The 17,786-nt window shown below is 57.8% G+C and carries 17 protein-coding genes; 15 read left to right on the top strand and 2 right to left on the bottom strand.

Going from position 1 to position 17,786, the window contains the following annotated elements:
- Positions 1-6: 6 nt before the first annotated feature.
- The 8 genes from fdxH (at position 7) to ACXI0A_RS01880 (ending at position 7,120) form a co-directional block, all read left to right on the top strand.
- A complete protein-coding gene (fdxH, locus tag ACXI0A_RS01915) occupies positions 7-906 on the top strand; it encodes a formate dehydrogenase subunit beta (RefSeq protein WP_476150602.1) in 900 nt (299 codons plus the stop codon).
- The gene (gene fdoI / locus ACXI0A_RS01910) at positions 906-1,547 is read left to right on the top strand and encodes a formate dehydrogenase cytochrome b556 subunit (RefSeq protein WP_476151176.1); all 642 of its coding nucleotides are present in this window, start codon (positions 906-908) and stop codon (positions 1,545-1,547) included. The genes fdxH and fdoI overlap by 1 nt, the downstream gene beginning before the upstream one ends.
- On the top strand, positions 1,547-2,473 hold the full coding sequence (gene fdhE, locus ACXI0A_RS01905) for a formate dehydrogenase accessory protein FdhE (protein ID WP_200574090.1): 927 nt from the start codon (positions 1,547-1,549) through the stop codon (positions 2,471-2,473). The genes fdoI and fdhE overlap by 1 nt, the downstream gene beginning before the upstream one ends.
- A gap of 150 nt (positions 2,474-2,623) precedes the next feature.
- A complete protein-coding gene (locus ACXI0A_RS01900) occupies positions 2,624-3,235 on the top strand; it encodes a glutathione S-transferase (RefSeq protein WP_476150603.1) in 612 nt (203 codons plus the stop codon).
- An 8-nt stretch (positions 3,236-3,243) separates the two neighbouring features.
- On the top strand, positions 3,244-4,623 hold the full coding sequence (gene selA, locus ACXI0A_RS01895; RefSeq protein ID WP_476150604.1) for an L-seryl-tRNA(Sec) selenium transferase: 1,380 nt from the start codon (positions 3,244-3,246) through the stop codon (positions 4,621-4,623).
- Entirely contained in the window at positions 4,620-6,470 is a 1,851-nt protein-coding gene (gene selB / locus ACXI0A_RS01890) for a selenocysteine-specific translation elongation factor (RefSeq protein ID WP_476150605.1), read from the top strand. The genes selA and selB overlap by 4 nt, the downstream gene beginning before the upstream one ends.
- 109 nt (positions 6,471-6,579) lie before the next feature.
- A complete protein-coding gene (locus ACXI0A_RS01885) occupies positions 6,580-6,864 on the top strand; it encodes a type II toxin-antitoxin system ParD family antitoxin (protein WP_476151178.1) in 285 nt (94 codons plus the stop codon).
- Entirely contained in the window at positions 6,830-7,120 is a 291-nt protein-coding gene (locus tag ACXI0A_RS01880; protein ID WP_476150606.1) for a type II toxin-antitoxin system RelE/ParE family toxin, read from the top strand. The genes ACXI0A_RS01885 and ACXI0A_RS01880 overlap by 35 nt, the downstream gene beginning before the upstream one ends.
- A gap of 50 nt (positions 7,121-7,170) precedes the next feature.
- On the opposite strand, the gene glyS is transcribed toward ACXI0A_RS01880, so the two are convergent.
- Both glyS and glyQ read right to left on the bottom strand, forming a co-directional pair.
- On the bottom strand, positions 7,171-9,240 hold the full coding sequence (glyS, locus tag ACXI0A_RS01875; RefSeq protein WP_476150607.1) for a glycine--tRNA ligase subunit beta: 2,070 nt from the start codon (positions 9,238-9,240) through the stop codon (positions 7,171-7,173).
- A gap of 9 nt (positions 9,241-9,249) precedes the next feature.
- A complete protein-coding gene (gene glyQ, locus ACXI0A_RS01870; protein ID WP_034827699.1) occupies positions 9,250-10,161 on the bottom strand; it encodes a glycine--tRNA ligase subunit alpha in 912 nt (303 codons plus the stop codon).
- A 342-nt stretch (positions 10,162-10,503) separates the two neighbouring features.
- Between glyQ and ACXI0A_RS01865 the strand changes: the two genes are divergently transcribed.
- The 7 genes from ACXI0A_RS01865 to ACXI0A_RS01835 all read left to right on the top strand — a co-directional run bounded on the left by ACXI0A_RS01865 (position 10,504) and on the right by ACXI0A_RS01835 (position 17,780).
- Positions 10,504-10,896 (top strand): Rid family detoxifying hydrolase, encoded by a 393-nt coding sequence (locus ACXI0A_RS01865; protein WP_476150608.1) that lies wholly within the window; start codon positions 10,504-10,506, stop codon positions 10,894-10,896.
- The gene (locus ACXI0A_RS01860) at positions 10,896-11,867 is read left to right on the top strand and encodes an NAD(P)-dependent oxidoreductase (protein WP_476150609.1); all 972 of its coding nucleotides are present in this window, start codon (positions 10,896-10,898) and stop codon (positions 11,865-11,867) included. Before ACXI0A_RS01865 ends, ACXI0A_RS01860 begins: the two co-directional genes overlap by 1 nt.
- 88 nt (positions 11,868-11,955) lie before the next feature.
- The gene (locus tag ACXI0A_RS01855; RefSeq protein WP_476150610.1) at positions 11,956-12,852 is read left to right on the top strand and encodes a transporter substrate-binding domain-containing protein; all 897 of its coding nucleotides are present in this window, start codon (positions 11,956-11,958) and stop codon (positions 12,850-12,852) included.
- Between the two features lie 75 nt (positions 12,853-12,927).
- Positions 12,928-14,454: an ABC transporter permease subunit gene (locus ACXI0A_RS01850; protein WP_476150611.1), complete on the top strand. Its 1,527-nt coding sequence runs from the start codon at positions 12,928-12,930 to the stop codon at positions 14,452-14,454.
- Positions 14,441-15,481 (top strand): alpha-hydroxy-acid oxidizing protein, encoded by a 1,041-nt coding sequence (locus ACXI0A_RS01845; protein ID WP_476150612.1) that lies wholly within the window; start codon positions 14,441-14,443, stop codon positions 15,479-15,481. The genes ACXI0A_RS01850 and ACXI0A_RS01845 overlap by 14 nt, the downstream gene beginning before the upstream one ends.
- Positions 15,481-16,404 (top strand): ABC transporter substrate-binding protein, encoded by a 924-nt coding sequence (locus ACXI0A_RS01840; RefSeq protein ID WP_476150613.1) that lies wholly within the window; start codon positions 15,481-15,483, stop codon positions 16,402-16,404. The genes ACXI0A_RS01845 and ACXI0A_RS01840 overlap by 1 nt, the downstream gene beginning before the upstream one ends.
- A complete protein-coding gene (locus tag ACXI0A_RS01835) occupies positions 16,404-17,780 on the top strand; it encodes an amidohydrolase family protein (RefSeq protein WP_476150614.1) in 1,377 nt (458 codons plus the stop codon). Before ACXI0A_RS01840 ends, ACXI0A_RS01835 begins: the two co-directional genes overlap by 1 nt.
- Positions 17,781-17,786 lie beyond the last annotated feature (6 nt).

Genomic DNA, 17,786 nt, shown 5'->3' with positions numbered 1-17,786 from the left:
ACGTAGATGGCTTATCAATCGCAAGACATTATCCGCCGCTCCGCCACCAATGGTTTCACGCCTGCCCCGCAGGCGCGTAATCATCAGCAGGAGGTGGCGAAGCTGATCGACGTCACCACCTGTATTGGCTGCAAAGCCTGCCAGGTGGCGTGTTCAGAGTGGAACGACATCCGCGATGAAGTCGGGCATAACGTGGGGGTGTATGACAACCCAGCGGATTTAACTGCCAAATCCTGGACGGTGATGCGCTTCTCAGAAGTGGAAGAGCACGGCAAGTTAGAGTGGCTTATTCGCAAGGATGGCTGCATGCACTGCGCCGATCCCGGCTGCCTGAAAGCTTGTCCTTCTGAAGGCGCGATTATTCAGTATGCCAACGGCATCGTCGATTTTCAGTCGGAACAGTGCATTGGCTGCGGCTACTGCATTGCCGGTTGTCCGTTTGACGTGCCGCGTCTCAATAAAGACGACAACCGCGTTTATAAGTGCACACTGTGCGTCGATCGTGTCAATGTTGGTCAGGAGCCGGCCTGTGTGAAAACCTGTCCGACGGGCGCGATTCATTTCGGCAGTAAAACCGATATGCAGGCGCTGGCGGGCGAGCGCGTGGCGGAGTTGAATACCCGCGGCTATGCCAATGCCGGCTTGTACGATCCGGAAGGTGTCGGCGGCACGCATGTCATGTACGTGCTGCATCATGCAGACAAACCGCAGCTCTATCACGGCTTACCGGAGAATCCGAGCATCAGTCCGGCGGTGACCTTCTGGAAAGGGATCTGGAAGCCGCTGGCGGCCATCGGTTTCGCCGCCACTTTCGCTGCCTCGGTGTTCCACTATGTCGGCGTCGGGCCGAACCGGGTGGAAGAGGATGAGGACGAGAACCTGCACGAAAAAGAGGAGCGCGAATGATGAAAAAGCGCGATCGTCTGGTGCGTTACAGCGCACCGGAACGCATCAATCACTGGATTGTGGCGTTCTGTTTTGTTCTGGCGGCCCTGAGCGGGTTGGGTTTCTTCTTCCCCTCGTTTAACTGGCTGATGCACGTACTGGGTACACCACAACTGGCGCGTATCCTGCATCCATTTGTTGGAGTGGTGATGTTTGCTGCTTTTCTCATCATGTTTTTGCGCTACTGGAAACAGAATCTGATTAATCGCGAAGACCTGATCTGGGCGAAAAACATCAATAAGATCGTACGCAATGAAGAGGTGGGTGATACCGGCAAATACAACTTCGGGCAGAAGTGTGTGTTCTGGGCTGCTATCATCAGCTTAGTCTTGCTGCTGGCGAGCGGAGTGGTTATCTGGCGCCCTTACTTCGCTGGTGCCTTTACGATTCCGCTGATTCGCGCCGCTTTGGTGGTGCATTCGGTTTCAGCTGTGGCATTAATCGTGGTAATCATGGTGCACATCTACGCGGCCCTGTGGGTCAAAGGCACCATCACTGCCATGGTTGAGGGCTGGGTGCCGGCCGCGTGGGCGAAGAAACATCATCCACGCTGGTATCGTGAGCAGCGCCAACGCCAAACACAACAGGAAAAACGTCCCTGATGAGTATTCGCATTATCCCGCAGGACCAGCTGGAGAAAGGCGAAAAAAACACGGCGGAACAGGTTCCGCCGCTGCTTTTCCCTCGGCTGAAAAATCTGTACAGCCGCCGTGCGGCGCGTTTACGTGAGCTGGCCGCGAAGAATCCGCTGGGCGATTATCTGCGCTTTGCCGCGGTGATCGCGCAAGCGCAGGACATCGTGCTGTACGATCATCCGCTGCAACTCGATTTGCGCCAGCGTTTGGCTGAAAGCGCCGAACAGGGTAAGCCACCGCTTGATATCCACACTTATCCCCGCGATGCCCACTGGCAGCGTCTGCTGCATTCGCTGATTGCCGAGTTGAAACCCGAGATGAGCGGCCAGGCATTAGCGGTGCTCGAGAACCTGGAAAAAGCCTCCTCTTCCGAGCTGGAAGGCCTGGCCAGCGCACTTCTGGAGGGCGATTTTGCACAGGTCAGCAGCGATAAATCCCCGTTTATCTGGGCAGCGCTTTCCATCTATTGGGCGCAGATGGCGGCGCTGATCCCCGGTAAAGCCCGCGCAGAATACGGTGAGCATCGTCAATTCTGCCCGGTGTGCGCCAGCGTGCCGGTCACCAGCGTGGTGCATATGGATGTGGGCCAGCAGGGGCTGCGTTATCTACACTGTAATCTGTGTGAAAGTGAATGGTATGTGGTGCGCAGTAAGTGCTCCAACTGCGAGCAAACGCGCGATTTGCACTACTGGTCACTCGACAGCGAAAAAGCCGCGGTGAAAGCTGAAAGCTGCGGTGATTGTGGCACCTATTTGAAGATGCTGTATCAGGAGAAGGATCCGGCGGTAGAACCGGTGGCCGATGATTTGGCCTCGCTGGTGCTGGATGCGCGCATGGAGCAAGAAGGCTTTGCCCGTAGCAGCCTGAATCCGTTTATGTTTCCTGGGGATTAATACGCTGAATTCCCGGTGCGCATGAATGCACACCCTACGGTTCGTAGAGTCGCTATTTATGTTGACCACAAACTAGCAATGGTAGGGGCGCCATTTATGGCGACCGTGATCTGAGCCGCACACAACCATCATTCAACATGGAGGCGTTCAATGAAACTGATTGGCAGCTACACCAGCCCTTTTGTACGCAAAATCTCGGTGATCCTGTTGGAAAAAGGCCTGGTGTTCGAATTTGTTAACCAGTCGCCATGGGTGGAAGACAGTCACGTGCCGCACTACAACCCCTTGGGTAAAGTGCCGGCGCTGGTCGATGATAACCATCTCACCTGGTTTGACTCCTCGATTATCGCCCAGGTGATCGAACTGCGCGGTGACACCCCTGCTCTGTTGCCGGATGATGCCCTGCTTTCTCTGCAAGTGCGCCAGCTGGAAAAGCTCGCCGATGGCATTAACGATGCCGCCGTAATGATTGTCCGCGAGCAAATGCGCCCCGGCGATCAGCAATCCGAAGAAGTGCTGCTGCGCAATCGCGAGAAAATTCTGCGCGGGTTGGATGCACTGGAAACGGCGGCGGCCCAGGGCGAGTTGATGAACAGCGGCACGCTCAATCTGGCCGATATCGCGACTGGCTGCATGATTGGCTATCTCAATTTCCGCCGTGTGCTGCCCAACTGGTGCGTGAATCGCCCGGCGTTGATCAAACTGGCCGATACGTTGTTTGCACGGGAGAGTTTTGCCCGCACCGTTCCGCCTTCCAGCTAAGTCAGATAATGAAAACTCTCTACTCGCAACTGCCTGCTATCGACAGCCTGCTGCGCGATCCCGCTTTGCAGCCGCTGCTGCTGCAGTCGGGCACCGCGTTTACCACCCGTCAGTTGCGCGCCATGCAGCAAGAGGCCCGCACGCATATCCAACAACATCAAACTCTACCTGGTTGGCACCTTAACTGGCCGGAAGAAGCGCAGCGCCGCGCGCAACAGCAGCAACAGAGCGCGCTGCGTCCGGTGTTCAATCTCACCGGCACCGTGCTGCACACCAATCTGGGCCGTGCGCAGTTAAGTGAGCGCTCGATTGAGGCGGTCACAGCCTGTTTGCGTCAGCCGGTGACGCTGGAATATGCGCTGGATGATGCGTCACGCGGTCATCGCGATCGTGCGGTGAGTGCGCTGCTGTGTGAACTGACGGGGGCAGAAGCGGCCTGTATCGTGAACAACAATGCCGCCGCCGTGCTGTTGATGCTGGCCGCACTCGCACCGGGTCGCGAAGTGATTGTTTCACGCGGTGAGCTGGTGGAGATCGGCGGCGCATTCCGTATTCCCGACGTGATGCGCCAGGCGGGCTGCCAGCTGGTTGAAGTCGGCACCACCAATCGCACCCATCTGAAAGATTACCGAGCGGCTATCAGCGACAACACCGGCTTGCTGATGAAAGTGCACACCAGCAACTACCAGATTCAGGGCTTCACCCATGCGGTCGCGGAAGCCGAACTGGTGGCGTTGGCGGCGGAGCATCAGCTGCCCGTCATTACCGATCTCGGCAGCGGTTCGCTTATCGACATGACATCCTTTGATTTGCCCGCCGAGCCAATGCCGCAGCAGCTGATTGCCGCTGGCGTAGATCTGGTGAGTTTTTCCGGTGATAAGTTGCTGGGTGGTCCGCAGGCGGGGATTATCGTCGGCAAACAGGCATTTATTGATCGGCTGCAACAGCATCCGCTTAAGCGTGCCTTGCGTGTCGATAAGATGACGCTGGCCGCGCTGGAAGCCACCTTACAGCTTTATCGCCAACCGGAAACCCTGCGTGAAGCGCTGCCAACGTTGCGGCTGTTGACGCGATCGTCACATGAGATTTTTCAGCAGGCCGAAAGGTTGATGCCTGCGCTGGAGCACGCTTACGGTGCTGATTTTTACCTCAATATCGCCGCCTGTTCGTCACAAATTGGCAGCGGTTCGCTGCCGGTTGAACGCTTACCCAGTTTCGCCATCACTTTCAGTCCTCGTGACCCTCACGGCAGCTCGCTGGATGCACTGGCGCAACGCTGGCGCACGCTGGGGCATCCGGTGATTGGCCGCATTCAGGAAGGAAAACTGTGGCTGGATTTACGCTGCCTCGAAGATGAAGCGGCGCTGATACGGACCTTAACCGCATGATTATCGCCACCGCTGGACATGTCGATCACGGCAAAACCGCGCTGCTGCAGGCGTTAACCGGTGTGGATGCCGATCGCCTGCCCGAAGAGAAACGGCGCGGCATGACCATCGATCTCGGCTATGCTTACTGGCCGCAGCCGGATGGCCGCGTTGTGGGCTTTATCGATGTGCCGGGACACGAGAAATTTCTCGCCAATATGCTGGCGGGTATCGGCGGTATTCATCATGCGCTGCTGGTGGTAGCCTGCGACGACGGCGTGATGCCGCAAACGCGTGAGCATCTGCAACTGCTGAGTCTGGCTGGACAACCGCCACTCAGCGTGGCCTTGACTAAAGCGGATCGCGTCGACACGCTGCGTATCGCTGAAGTGCAGCATCAGGTGGCGGAGCTGACGCAGCAACTGGGCTGGTCGGCGACGCTGCAGTTTGTCACCAGCAGTTCCACCCAGCAGGGTATCGACGCACTACGTCAGCACCTGAGTGAGCTACGCGCGCCGGATATCGACACGGGTCATCGCTTCCGCCTCGCAATTGACCGTGCATTTACCCTTAAAGGCAGCGGTTTAGTCGTCACCGGCACCGCCCTTTCAGGTGAAGTCAGCGTGGGCGATTCTCTGTGGCTCAGCAGTCTTAATCTGCCGGTGCGCGTGCGTTCACTGCATGCGCAGAACCAGTCAGTGACGCACGCGCAAGCCGGGGAACGCATCGCGTTAAATATCGTCGGCGATGTTGAGAAAGCCCAGATCGCGCGCGGTGACTGGCTGCTGGCGCAACCGCAACCCTCGGGCACCCAGCGACTCATCGTGGCACTGCGTTTGCTGCAGCCGTTAAAGCATCCCTCGCAGCCGGTACACATTCACCATGCCGCCAGCCATGTGACTGGGCGTCTGAATCTGATTGCAGGTGAAATGGCGGAACTGGTGCTCAGCGAGCCGCTATGGCTGGCGGAAAACGATCGGCTGATCATCCGCGACAGCAATGCACAGCAGACACTCGGCGGCGGACGTGTGCTGCTGCTTAACAGTAAAAAACGTGGCAAGCGCCATCCTGATTATCTCGGCTGGCTGCAACAGCTGGTAGCGGCAGAAACCGATGAAGCCAGCCTGCAGGCGCATCTGGTACAGCAACCGGTCGATGTAGCCGAGCTGAGCTGGGCACGCCAGCTGAGTGACGATGCACTTAGCAACTTACTGGACAAGGTTGCGCCCGTGCGGCTCGGCAGCGCCTTGATGGCCGCTGAGCAGGCTGCAGCCTGGCAGCAGCTTCTGCTGGAGGCACTCACCGCGTTTCATCAGCAGCATCCCGAAGTGCCGGGCATCGGACGCGATCGCTTGCGCCGCGTGGCTCTGCCGCATCAGCCGCCGGAACAGGTGATCACGCTGATTGATCAATTGCTGTCGCAGGGCCATTTGCAGCATCAGCACGGTTGGCTACATATACCGGATTTCAAACCGCGCTTTAATCCGCAGGAAGAAGCGTTATGGCAGCAGGTCGGCCCGCTCTTCGACGACCAGCCGCTGTGGGTGCGCGATATCGCGCTGGCGACTCAGCAAGATGAAGAAGCGGTTCGTAGCCTGCTGCTGACTGCCGCGCGCTTAGGCCACATCACGGCGATCGTGCGCGATCGCTACTATCGCAGCGACCAGATCCAGATCTTCGCCGATCTGATTCGCCAGCGTGACGCCAACGGTGGCAGCACCAGCGCCGCCGATTTCCGCAACCAGCTCGGCACCGGGCGTAAAATCGCGGTACAGATTCTCGAATTCTTTGACCGCAGTGGCTTCACCCGTCGTCGCGGCAACGATCACCTGCTGCGCGACGCCCGCCTGTTCGATACTTCCGCTTAATCCTTCGCGTTGCTTCTCAGTTCTGTCTGTAACTGCGCTGCAACGCCGATTCCGCGTTGCTCAAAAATGTGCCAGGATGTAAGAATATTTCTTACATTGGGACACGATGATGGCACGTACCATGACAATCGATTTAGGTGATGAACTGCGCGAGTTTGTTGAATCTCTGGTGGAGTCCGGTGATTACCGTACTCAAAGCGAGGTAGTGCGCGACTCGCTGCGTTTACTGCGTGAGAAGCAGGCGGCGTCGAAGCTTGAGGCACTGAAAGAATTGGTAAGACAAGGGTTCGAAAGCGGTCCGGGTAGAGAGTGGGACCATGAAGATTTTCTGAGACGAGCAAAAGCCAGGGTGGGCATGTATGAAAAGGAAGATCACGATAAAACCGGAAGCTGATGCCGATCTGATGAAAATCTGGATTTACGGATACTGGAATTTTGGGGAACAGCTCGCAGACGCTTACAACCTTAAATTTTCCAAGCTTTTCGATAAAATTGCCCGATTCGACCTGGGGCGAAAACGACCGGATTTAGGTAATCAAATCTATTCACTTCCCTTCGGTCAGCACATTGTGATTTACCGTGCTGAGGTTGATGAGATTTTCATAGGCCGCATCTTGCACCACTCCCAGGAAGTCAGCGCCGCATTTTAAAAACAAAAAGGGACGATCGCTCGTCCCTTCGGTTCACTTCAAAACATCGCTTACTGCAGCAGTGAAATATCCGCCACCTGCAGGAACAGCGCGCGCAGTTGCGCCAGCAGCGTCAGGCGGTTAATCCGCACTTCCGCTTCATCGGCGTTAACCATCACGTTGTCGAAGAAGTTATCGACCGCTTCACGCAGCTGTGCCAGCTCCACCAGCGCATCCTGATAGCGGCCTTCTGCGAAGTACGGCTGCAGCTTGTCACCGAGCGCCGTCACGAAAGTCGCCAGCTGGATCTCGGCGTTCTCTTTCAGCAGCGATGCCTGCACGCTGTCGTTGAGGGTTTCGGTGGCTTTCGCCAGGATGTTAGACACACGCTTGTTGGCCGCAGCCAGCGACGATGCCGCTTCCAGGGTACGGAAGTGGGATACCGCCTTCATACGCGCATCGAAATCCGCCGGACGGGTTGGACGACGTGCCAGCACCGCCTGGATAGTGTCGACGCTGTGGCCCTCTTCCTGATACCAGGTACGGAAACGACCCAGCATGAAGTCGATCACCTCATCCACCACTTTGCCGTTGCTCAGCTTGCTACCGTACAGACGCACCGCTTCTTCGGTCAGGGTTTGCAGATCGAGTGGCAGGTTCTTCTCAACGATAATACGCAGTACGCCTAACGCAGCACGGCGCAGTGCGAACGGGTCTTTATCGCCTTTCGGATGCTGACCAATGCCGAAGATGCCCGCAAGGGTATCCATCTTGTCAGCGATTGCGACAGCGCAAGCCACGAGGTTGGATGGCAGCGCATCACCGGCAAAGCGCGGCTGATATTGCTCGTTCAGCGCCACGGCCACATCTTCTGCTTCGCCGTCGTGACGCGCATAGTGCATGCCCATCACGCCCTGCGTATCGGTGAACTCGAAGACCATGTTGGTCATCAGATCACACTTCGACAGCAGACCCGCGCGGGTGGCGTGGTTCACATCGGCACCAATTTGCGCGGCAATCCAACCCGCCAATGCCTGAATGCGGTCGGTTTTGTCTCGCAGCGTACCCAGCTCTTTCTGGAACAGCACCGTCTCCAGACGCGGCAGGTTATCTTCCAAACGCTTTTTACGGTCAGTGTTGAAGAAGAACTCGGCATCGGCCAGACGCGGACGCACCACCTTCTCGTTACCGGAGATGATTTGCTGCGGATCTTTCGATTCGATGTTGGTCACGAAGATGAAGTGCGGCAGCAGTTTGCCGTCAGCGGAGTACACCGGGAAGTACTTCTGGTCACCCTTCATGGTGTAAACCAGCGCTTCAGAAGGCACCGCAAGGAACTTCTCTTCAAATTTCGCCGTCAGCACCACTGGCCATTCCACCAGCGAGGCCACTTCTTCCAACAGGCTGTCGCTCAGATCGGCGATGCCGCCCAACTGCTGCGCCGCGGCTTCCGCATCAGCTTTGATTTTGGCTTTACGCGTGGCGAAATCAGCCACCACTTTGCCGCGCTCCAACAACAGCTGTGGATACTGATCGGCGTTGTCGAGGGTGAACTCTGGCTCGCCCATAAAGCGGTGACCACGAATCACACGATCGGACTGAATACCGAGAATCGTCGCCGGAATCAGCTCATCGCCCAGCAGCAGCGTCACGGTATGTACCGGACGGACGAACTGCACGTCGCTTGCGCCCCAGCGCATCAGTTTTGGAATCGGCAGCTTGCTCAGGGCGGTCACCACCATCGCGGGCAGGAGTGCCTGGGCGCTTTCGCCTTTCACTGACGCGCGGTGTACCAGCCATTCGCCTTTATCAGTGCTCAGACGCTCAGCCTGATCCACCGTGATGCCGTTGCCACGCGCCCAACCTTCGGCTGCTTTGGTGGCATTGCCATCAGCATCAAACGCGGCAGCAATCGCCGGGCCGCGTTTTTCCACTTCACGATCGGCCTGCGCCGTCGCCAGCTGGGCCACTTTCAGCGCCAGACGGCGTGGAGCGGCAAACCAGCTCACTTCACCGTGCGCCAAACCGGCGCTGTCCAGTTCAGCGGTAAAGTGCGCGGCAAAGGCTTCTGCCAGGCTGCGCAGGGCTTTCGGAGGCAACTCTTCGGTGCCAATTTCCACCAGGAAAGTTTTATCGGTCATGGCTGCCTCTTACTTGTTTTTATTGCACATTGGGAAACCGAGCGCCTCACGGGACGCATAATAGGCTTCAGCAACGGCTTTCGTCAGGGTACGAATACGCAGGATATAGCGCTGACGCTCGGTCACCGAGATCGCCTTGCGTGCATCCAGCAGGTTAAAGCTGTGTGCCGCCTTCAAAATGCGCTCATAGGCCGGCAGCGGCAGCGGTTTTTCCAGCGCCAGCAGCTGCTGGGCTTCTTTCTCGTACTGCTCGAAGCAGGAGAACAGGAAGTCCACATCCGCGTATTCAAAGTTGTAGGTCGACTGCTCCACTTCGTTCTGATGGAACACTTCACCGTAGGTGGTTTGGCCAAATGGACCATCGCTCCACACCAGATCGTAAACGCTGTCGACGCCCTGGATGTACATCGCCAGACGCTCCAGACCGTAAGTGATCTCACCGGTAACCGGCTTGCACTCCATACCGCCCACCTGCTGGAAGTAGGTGAACTGCGTCACTTCCATGCCGTTGAGCCACACTTCCCAGCCCAGTCCCCAGGCACCCAGCGTTGGGTTTTCCCAGTTATCTTCCACGAAGCGAATATCGTGCACGGTCGGATCCAGGCCCAGCTCTTGCAGTGAACCCAGATACAGCTCCTGCAGATTGTCCGGGTTAGGTTTGATCATCACCTGGAACTGATAGTAGTGCTGTAAACGGTTCGGGTTTTCACCGTAGCGACCATCGGTAGGACGGCGCGAAGGCTGCACATAGGCGGTCGCCATTGGCTCCGGGCCGATGGCGCGCAGGCAGGTCATCGGGTGTGAAGTGCCAGCGCCCACTTCCATGTCCAGCGGCTGGACGATGGTGCAGCCCTGACGCGCCCAGTAATCCTGCAAGGTCAGGATCAGGCCCTGAAAGGTCTTGGTATCAAACTTTTGCATGTTGAGTACGCGATAAGGGTCGATTAAAAAAGAGTGCGACAGTATACCCTTTGACCGCGGATTGTGCAGCCGGAAATCCTGGCGCGCCGGGAGGTGATTTTGACGCGGTTTAAGCCGTTAAAGCCCTGTGATAAGAAAATCGTATACGATTCAATCAGGCAGGGTCACGCCTTTCACCTAAATTAAATTAATCCTTAATTTTCATCTAAATAACCACAATATAATCAAATCCTATTACGTGATATACATCACCTTTTCGACCCAATGGTCAAAAATCGCGCATTGACACTTGTATAATCGTATACGAAATTGCGGTGAAACAGTTTTGCTTGGAATTTCACCATGAAGACCGCGATTGCTTATCCAGGAATGAATGCCAGTGACCGCCCAATGGGCCCGGCTCCGCTTTCCGCCGCCGTACTACACGAACCGATGTTGTTTATCTCCGGACAGGTGGCGATTGACCCCTACAGCGGCGAGATCAAGGGCACCGACATCGCCAGCCAGACGCGCCAGGTATTGAAAAACGTCGGCGATTTGTTGAGCGAAGCACAGATGACTTTCGACAACGTGGTGCGCGTAACGATCTATCTCACCGACCTCAGTACTTTCAGTGAGATGAATGCCGCCTACAGCGAGTTCTTCCAGTTCCCCTTCCCGGCGCGCGCCACCGTCGGTATTCAACTCAACCATCCTGACCTGCTGGTCGAGATGGAAGTGACGGCGATGCGCTGATGCATATTCATATCGAAAACGACGCCAGCGCCCCGCAGGCATTACATCTGACCATGCAGCACCTGCAACAGCAGTTGGATGCCCATCCACAGCTGTGCGGTCACTTTACTCTGAGCGAAAACAGCAACTCTGCGCATACCGCAGATTTCCTCGCCACCAGCGATATTCTGTGGAGCGGCCGCAAACTGGCGCTCGATTCCTTCACCGCACCCCGCCTCGGCTGGGTGCAGGTGATGTCCGCTGGCGTTGAGCAGTGGCTGGTGCATCTGCCACAGGGCGTGACGCTCACCAACGCCTCCGGCGTTCACGGCGATAAAGGCGCCGAGTTCATTCTGATGGCCGCGCTGATGTTCAACTTTGGCATTCCCGGTTTTCTGCAGGATCAGGCTCAGCGCTTGTGGCGTCCGACGTTCGGTGGCTGCGCACGCGGCAAAACCGTGCTGCTGCTCGGCGTCGGCGGTATCGGCGCGGCGGCGGCCAAGCTGCTGACTGCACAGGGTTATCGCGTGATTGGCGTGACGCGCAGCGGCCAGTGCGATGCCGATGTGGCGCGTTGTATCCGCATTGATGCCATCGACGAAGTGTTACCGCAGGTGGATGTGCTGGTGTCGACGCTGCCGCTGACGCCACAGACAGAAATGCTGTTTGACCGTCGCCGTCTCGACCTGCTGCCTGCCCGCGCTGGCATCGTGATTGTCGGCCGTGCCGCCGTGTTCGACTACACCGCGATGCGCGAAAAACTGTGCGCCGGCGAACTGGCAGGTGCCGTGCTGGATGTCTATCCGCAAGAGCCGCTGCCGGTGGATGACGCACTATGGAGCGCACCCGGCGTGGTGATGACGCCGCACTGCAGCCTGGACGATCACAGTGCCTATCTTGAGGGCTGTCTTGAGGTATTCATCGACAACCTGGTGCGTTTCCGCAGTGGGCATCCACTGCGCAACCAGGTTGATGTCGCAAGAGGTTATTGAAGTCGCAGCACCCAAAAAAAGCCGTAAAGACGTTCATAAAACACAAGGTCATCGCTTACTCATTCACCAGCACCAGGGGAACCTTATTATGAAATTTGCACGCATCGCACTCCTTATCTCTGGCATCACCGGCACCTTACTGGCTGGGCTCTCCAGCGCCCATGCTGCCAGCACCGATCCGATTACGCCAACGGCCAGCGACTTCGCGGCCATGGCGCAGTGCAAAGCACTGCAAACCAAATATCCGTCGCTGAAAGGCAAGGATTTGGTGGTCGGTCTCGGCGGTTACACCAAAGGCTTTGAAGCGCCGTCGGAAAAAGACCCGAGCATTATTGAAGGTCTCGACCCTTCGTTGTTTGAGCGTATCAGCAGCTGCCTCGGTGCGAAACACAGCTATCAAACGGGCTCCTTCAACGTGCTGCTGACCTCGATCACCAGCGGACGTGCCGATATCGGCCCAATGCTGTACGTCACCGATGAACGTCTGAAGCAGATCGCTTTCGTGGCCTCAATGCAGGTGCAGGATGGTTCGATTCTGGCGAAGGGCAACCCGAAGAAAATCACCACCGTGGATGACCTGTGTGGCAAAACCGTGGCCGCCGCTGCGGGCTCTTACGAAGCCAACAAGCTGGTGCCTGAGCAGAGCGCCAAATGCGCCGCCGCCGGTAAGCCAGAGGTCAGCATGTTGATGGTGCAAAACACCGACAACAGCATCCAGGCAGTTAAAAGCGGTCGCGCCGATATCTACCTGACTGAAGCCGGTTCCGCCATCGCTATCGCCAAAGCCGATAAAACGCTGGAAAGCGGTTTCACCGTTGACCTGCCGATCATGGTTGGCTTCCCGATTGCCAAAGACAACGCCACTTTGCGTGGCGCGGTGATGGATGCAATGAAGGTGATTCAGGAAAGCGGTGCACAGAAGAAATTGCTGGATTACTGGGGTCAGGGCAGCGCGGCTGAACGTCCGGTTGTTGCACGTGGTTAATGCATAAACTCAGTCGGATCAATTGGGTTGCAGCCTTAGGGCAACCCAAACGATCGCATTGAGGGAGATAACGCCTTGGATGATTTTCTGAAGTACCTGACCTTCCCTTATCTGTGGGAAGGGGCCGTCATCGCTGTTCAACTGCTGGTTGGCGCATTAGCGGGCGGCATCCTGATCGGCTTTTTCCTGGCGTTGGCCAGCACCTCAAAGCACTGGTTTATCCGTGTGCCGGTGAAAGTTTACATCTATCTGCTGCGCGGCACGCCGGTGCTGCTGCAGTTGATTTTGCTCTACAACGTGCTGCCGGAGTTCGGCTTGCGTTTCAGCCCGTTCACCAGCGCACTGCTGGCGTTGATGATCAACGAAACCGCCTTCTGTGCCGAGATCATTCGCGGCGGCATTATGGCCACCGATCGCGATCAGAGCATGGCAGCGCAGGCCTTTGGCTATTCGCGCACCAAAGAGATGATCCACGTGGTGATCCCACAAGCGCTGCGCGCCATTCTGCCGACTATGGGTAATGAAACCGTCGGCCTGCTGAAATCCACCTCGCTGGCTTCTGTGGTGGGTGTGAATGAGTTGACGATGCGTGGCCAGGCCATCGTGTCGCAAAACTTTCTGTTTATTCCGGTGCTGGTCGCTTCGGGCGGTATTTACCTGATTCTCTCTACGCTGCTGGCGGGCGGCCAGTGGTGGCTGGAGAAGTTCTATAACCTTGATGAGCGCGCGCGCCGTGCCCGTGCCCGGTTGGCAAAACTGCCGCCGGAAGCGGACGTGATGGCGATGCAGCTGCCGAAGCGTCGCTGGGATACGCAAACCGCCGCACCGGTGCTGGAAGTAGACAACCTGTGCGTCGAATACGCGGGCAAAGCGGTGTTGAAATCACTGTCGCTGACCGTACGTCGTGGCGAAGTGGTGGTGCTGCTTGGGCGTTCCGGCTCCGGTAAAAGCACCCTGTTGAAATCGATTCTGGCGCTGACACCGCGCAGCAGCGGCACTATTCAGACCGAAGGCCACTTTATGGGTAGCGATGAAAATGGCCGCCCTTTGGCTGCGCGTCATCTGCCAGCTAACCGTGCCAAATCCGGCATCGGTATCGTGTTCCAGCACTTCGCGCTGTTCGATCACCTGACCGCGCTGGAAAACGTGATGAGTATTCTACTGCGTGTACAGGGTGTTCAGCCCGAAATCGCCCGCGCTAAAGCAATGCGTGCCCTGAAAATGGTCGGATTGCAGGATTTCGCCGCTTCGCTGCCGCATGAACTGTCCGGCGGGCAGAAACAACGTGTCGGCATCGCCCGAGCCTTAGCCGCAGAACCGCAAATCCTGCTGTTCGATGAGCCGACCTCGGCGCTCGATCCTGAGCTGGTGCGTGAAGTGAACCAGACCATGCGCAGCCTGGCGCAAACCGGCATCACCATGATCATCAGTACCCATGACATTGCCTTCGCGGCAGGCGTGGCCGACCGCGTGGTGTTCCTGCAGAACGGTGCGCTGATTGAAGAAGGGCCGCCCTCGATTTTGCAGAATCCGAAAACGCCTGCCTTCGCCAGCTTCATGGAACATGAAAAAATCACGGAGGCCCAACATGCCAACGCATGATCTTGCTGCTCGTGAACGCCTGGGCGATGCGCTGTTCCGCTATATGCAAGGCCAGCCAGCCGATGCACTCGCTGACGAACCGGACGCTAACCAGCAGGCGCTGCGCCGTTTTCGCTTGCTACCGCGCGTGCTTCAGGGCAATGAGGGGATCAGCACCCAGACCACTTTGCTCAATCAAAGCTGGTCAGCGCCGCTGGGCGTCGGTGCCTTTGCTGGCGATCGCATCTTCCATGAAGAGGGATTGCTGCCGATTGCCCGCGCCTGTAAACGCCTGCAACTGCCGCTGGTGATCTCTGAAGAGACGGTGACGCCGCTGGAGCAGATTGGCGCAGAGTATGACCGCTGCTGGTTGCAGCTGCGCGCCGCGGGTGATGTCGGGCGCATCAAAGATTTGATCGATCAGGCCGCCCAGGCCGGATTCAAACATATTGTTCTCACCGTGCTGGCACCGGTGCATCCGGTGCCGGGCTTGCAGCCGGGTGGCTTCTCAATTGGTGAAGCGCTCAAACAACGCGGCTGGCACACCGTTGGCGGCACGCAGCCGGGCGTTGAACCCTTACCGGCGTTTCCGGTGTGGCGCTGGCAGCAGATTGATGAAGTCGCCGCACACTGCGCTGCACACAAACTGCCGCTATGGCTAAAAGGTATTTTGCATCATGACGATGCGGCCCCGGCGACACAGCATGGCGTCAGCGGCATCATCGCCTCGAATATTGGCCTGCGCCAAAGTGCGCGCTGGGCCACGCCAGTGGATCAGCTCGCTGATTTGCAGGCCGTCACTCGCGTGCCGCTGCTGCTGGATGGCGGCGTGCGCTGCGGCAGCGATGCGGTGGTGGCACGTTGCCTGGGCGCCTCACTATCACTTAGCGTGCGACCGATCATCAGCGCCCTGGTAGCCGGTGGCGAAAGCGCGGTGTTCGATCTGCTCTCCGGCTGGATCAATGAAATCACCGCTATTAGCCACTGGTGTGGCGTCAGCGACATGTCCGCGCTCAATGGCAGTTTTGTTACGGAGGTGCGCGGCTGATGCAGACGTTAATCTTCAATCAGGGCGATACCAGCGAATCACGCATCTATTACTGCGCCCACTATCTGGCCGACAGCCTCGGCCTCTTCGCCGCCGAGCAGTTGCAGGTCACTTTCACCACCAGCGCGTCTGGCGGACACACCGTGCAGGGCGGACAAGTACCTGCGGTGTTAAGCCGCGAAGCCGATCTCACGCTGGGCGGCCCGATGGTGGTGATGAAGCATTACCAGCAGCACGGCGCTGAGTTGCAGTGCTTTTGCGCCTCGGTTGCCGCCAACCCGTGGTTTCTGGCGGCAGCAAAGGCTCAACCCGATTTTCAGCTGAGTGATTTGCGCGGCAAACGCGTGCTGGATGTCGGTAACGTCGGCACGGCTACGCTGACTTTCCGCTGGCTGCTGGCACAGCACGGTTTGCTGGATCAGGTGGAGTTGATTGCCGGTAGCGGCGATCAGGCTCGCGATTTCGCGGCCGTCGCCAGCGGTGATGCCGATTATGCGCTGCACGCCATGCATATGCTGGCACCGGCGATTGCCGCCGGACAGCTGAGCAGCATCAGCAGCCTCGCCACGCTGTGCGGCAAAGTCCCCTGGAGTGCCTATATCGCGCGTGCCGATGTGCTGATTGAGAAAGCCGCTGCCTTTGCTGCCTTCTCACGCGCCATTCAGCAGGCGCTGGCGTGGATAGCCACCCATGATGCCGAAGCACTGGCGGCGAGCGTGCAGCACTTTTATCCCGATTATCCAAGCGATGCGCTGATCACCGGCTTAGCTGCTTATCAGCAAGCCCATGTCTTCGCGCCAGACTGCCTGATTCCAGCAGGTGAGTTTGACCACTTCAGCCAGTTACTCAGCGCTATTGGCTGGTTGGATCCTTCTCAGCCCGTACCCTATCGCGAACTGGTCACGCAAGCAGGAGCAGAGTGATGAAACAACTCATTATCAATGGCCTGGTGGTGACAGAAACCCGCGCCGCACCGGCCGATGTGCTGATCGAAAATGGCAAAATCAGCGGCCTGCTGATGCCGGGTGCCATCGCTGACGGCGTTGATGAAATTATTGATGCGCAGGGTTTAATCATCGTGCCCGGCGCGATTGATGTTCACACCCATTTCACCGGTTCGCATGATTTTCCCGAGCAGGAATTGCGCGAAGGTACGCGTGGGGCGGCCGCCCACGGCGTCACCACCATCGTGGAGATGCCGCACTCGTTACCGCCTGCCACAACACTGGCGAACTTCTCCGCCAAGCAGCGCTGGCTGGCGGAGAACAGCTCGGTGGATTACGCCATGTGGGCCGGACTGGATGGCCGCAACGTGCACGAGTTAGTGGCGCTGGATCAGGCCGGTGCACTGGCGTTCAAAGCTTTCCTGTGCAGCGGCGCTCCTAATGGTGAAGCCACCGACGAGAAAGGCCTACCGCGCCTCGACGATGATGGCTTGCTGCGTGCGATGCGTGAACTGGCCACTTTTGACGGTTTGATTGGCGTCCACGCCGAAAACCACGACATCCTGATCGGTGCCGGCAGCGAACTGCGCCGCGCCGGACGCAAAGATACGCGCGCCCATGCGCTGGCCGGGCCAGAAATCGCTGAGATCGAAGCCGTGGGTCGCGTATTGGCGGTGGCGGAAGAGACCGGCGCACGCTGCCACATTGTGCATGTCAGCTCTGCGCGCGCCGCCGAAACCATCGTCGCCGCCAAACAAAAGGTACGCGCCAGCTTCGAAACCTGTCCGCACTATCTGATTCTCGATGAAGACGATCTGGTGCGCATTGGACCGAATGCGCGCTGCGGTCCACCCATCCGTCCACGTCCGGTGGTTGATGCACTGTGGCAGGTGCTGCTGCGCGGTGATGTCGACATGATCGCCTCCGACCACTGCCCGTACACCCCAGCGCAAAAACAAGCCGGTGAAGCCAGCATCTGGGACGCCGGCATGGGGCTAACCGGCGTTGAAACATTAAGTCCGATGTTCTTCAGCGCAGCGCATATCGATCGCGGCCTGGCCCTCACGGAGTTTGCTCGCATAACCGCCAGCGGTCCGGCTAAAGCCTTCCAGCTGTGGGGCAAAAAAGGGGCGATTGCACCTGGCTTCGATGCCGATCTGGTGTTTATCGATGCGCAGCAGAGCTGTACCGTTGAGGGTGAGAAATTCCAGGGGCTTGGCAAGTGGAGCGCATTTGAAGGGATGCGCTGTCAGGGTAAAGTGGTGCGCACACTGATTCGTGGTGTCACGGTATTCCAGGATGACCAGATGCAGGTTGCACCCGGCTTTGGTCAGTTCGTGACCCGACAGGTATAAACAGGA

The organism is Pantoea sp. C1E2 (genome assembly GCF_056491465.1).
Note: the sequence above shows the minus strand (reverse complement) of the source record. Positions and strands in the feature narration are given on the sequence as shown.

Excerpts from the sequence above, each read along its gene's own strand:
- fdxH (WP_476150602.1), top strand. The coding sequence starts at position 7 with ATGGCTTATCAATCGCAAGACATTATCCGCCGCTCCGCCACCAATGGT.
- fdoI (WP_476151176.1), top strand. The coding sequence starts at position 906 with ATGAAAAAGCGCGATCGTCTGGTGCGTTACAGCGCACCGGAACGCATC.
- fdhE (WP_200574090.1), top strand. The coding sequence starts at position 1,547 with ATGAGTATTCGCATTATCCCGCAGGACCAGCTGGAGAAAGGCGAAAAA.
- ACXI0A_RS01900 (WP_476150603.1), top strand. The coding sequence starts at position 2,624 with ATGAAACTGATTGGCAGCTACACCAGCCCTTTTGTACGCAAAATCTCG.
- selA (WP_476150604.1), top strand. The coding sequence starts at position 3,244 with ATGAAAACTCTCTACTCGCAACTGCCTGCTATCGACAGCCTGCTGCGC.
- selB (WP_476150605.1), top strand. The coding sequence starts at position 4,620 with ATGATTATCGCCACCGCTGGACATGTCGATCACGGCAAAACCGCGCTG.
- ACXI0A_RS01885 (WP_476151178.1), top strand. The coding sequence starts at position 6,580 with ATGGCACGTACCATGACAATCGATTTAGGTGATGAACTGCGCGAGTTT.
- ACXI0A_RS01880 (WP_476150606.1), top strand. The coding sequence starts at position 6,830 with ATGAAAAGGAAGATCACGATAAAACCGGAAGCTGATGCCGATCTGATG.
- glyS (WP_476150607.1), bottom strand. The coding sequence starts at position 9,240 with ATGACCGATAAAACTTTCCTGGTGGAAATTGGCACCGAAGAGTTGCCT.
- glyQ (WP_034827699.1), bottom strand. The coding sequence starts at position 10,161 with ATGCAAAAGTTTGATACCAAGACCTTTCAGGGCCTGATCCTGACCTTG.
- ACXI0A_RS01865 (WP_476150608.1), top strand. The coding sequence starts at position 10,504 with ATGAAGACCGCGATTGCTTATCCAGGAATGAATGCCAGTGACCGCCCA.
- ACXI0A_RS01860 (WP_476150609.1), top strand. The coding sequence starts at position 10,896 with ATGCATATTCATATCGAAAACGACGCCAGCGCCCCGCAGGCATTACAT.
- ACXI0A_RS01855 (WP_476150610.1), top strand. The coding sequence starts at position 11,956 with ATGAAATTTGCACGCATCGCACTCCTTATCTCTGGCATCACCGGCACC.
- ACXI0A_RS01845 (WP_476150612.1), top strand. The coding sequence starts at position 14,441 with ATGCCAACGCATGATCTTGCTGCTCGTGAACGCCTGGGCGATGCGCTG.
- ACXI0A_RS01840 (WP_476150613.1), top strand. The coding sequence starts at position 15,481 with ATGCAGACGTTAATCTTCAATCAGGGCGATACCAGCGAATCACGCATC.
- ACXI0A_RS01835 (WP_476150614.1), top strand. The coding sequence starts at position 16,404 with ATGAAACAACTCATTATCAATGGCCTGGTGGTGACAGAAACCCGCGCC.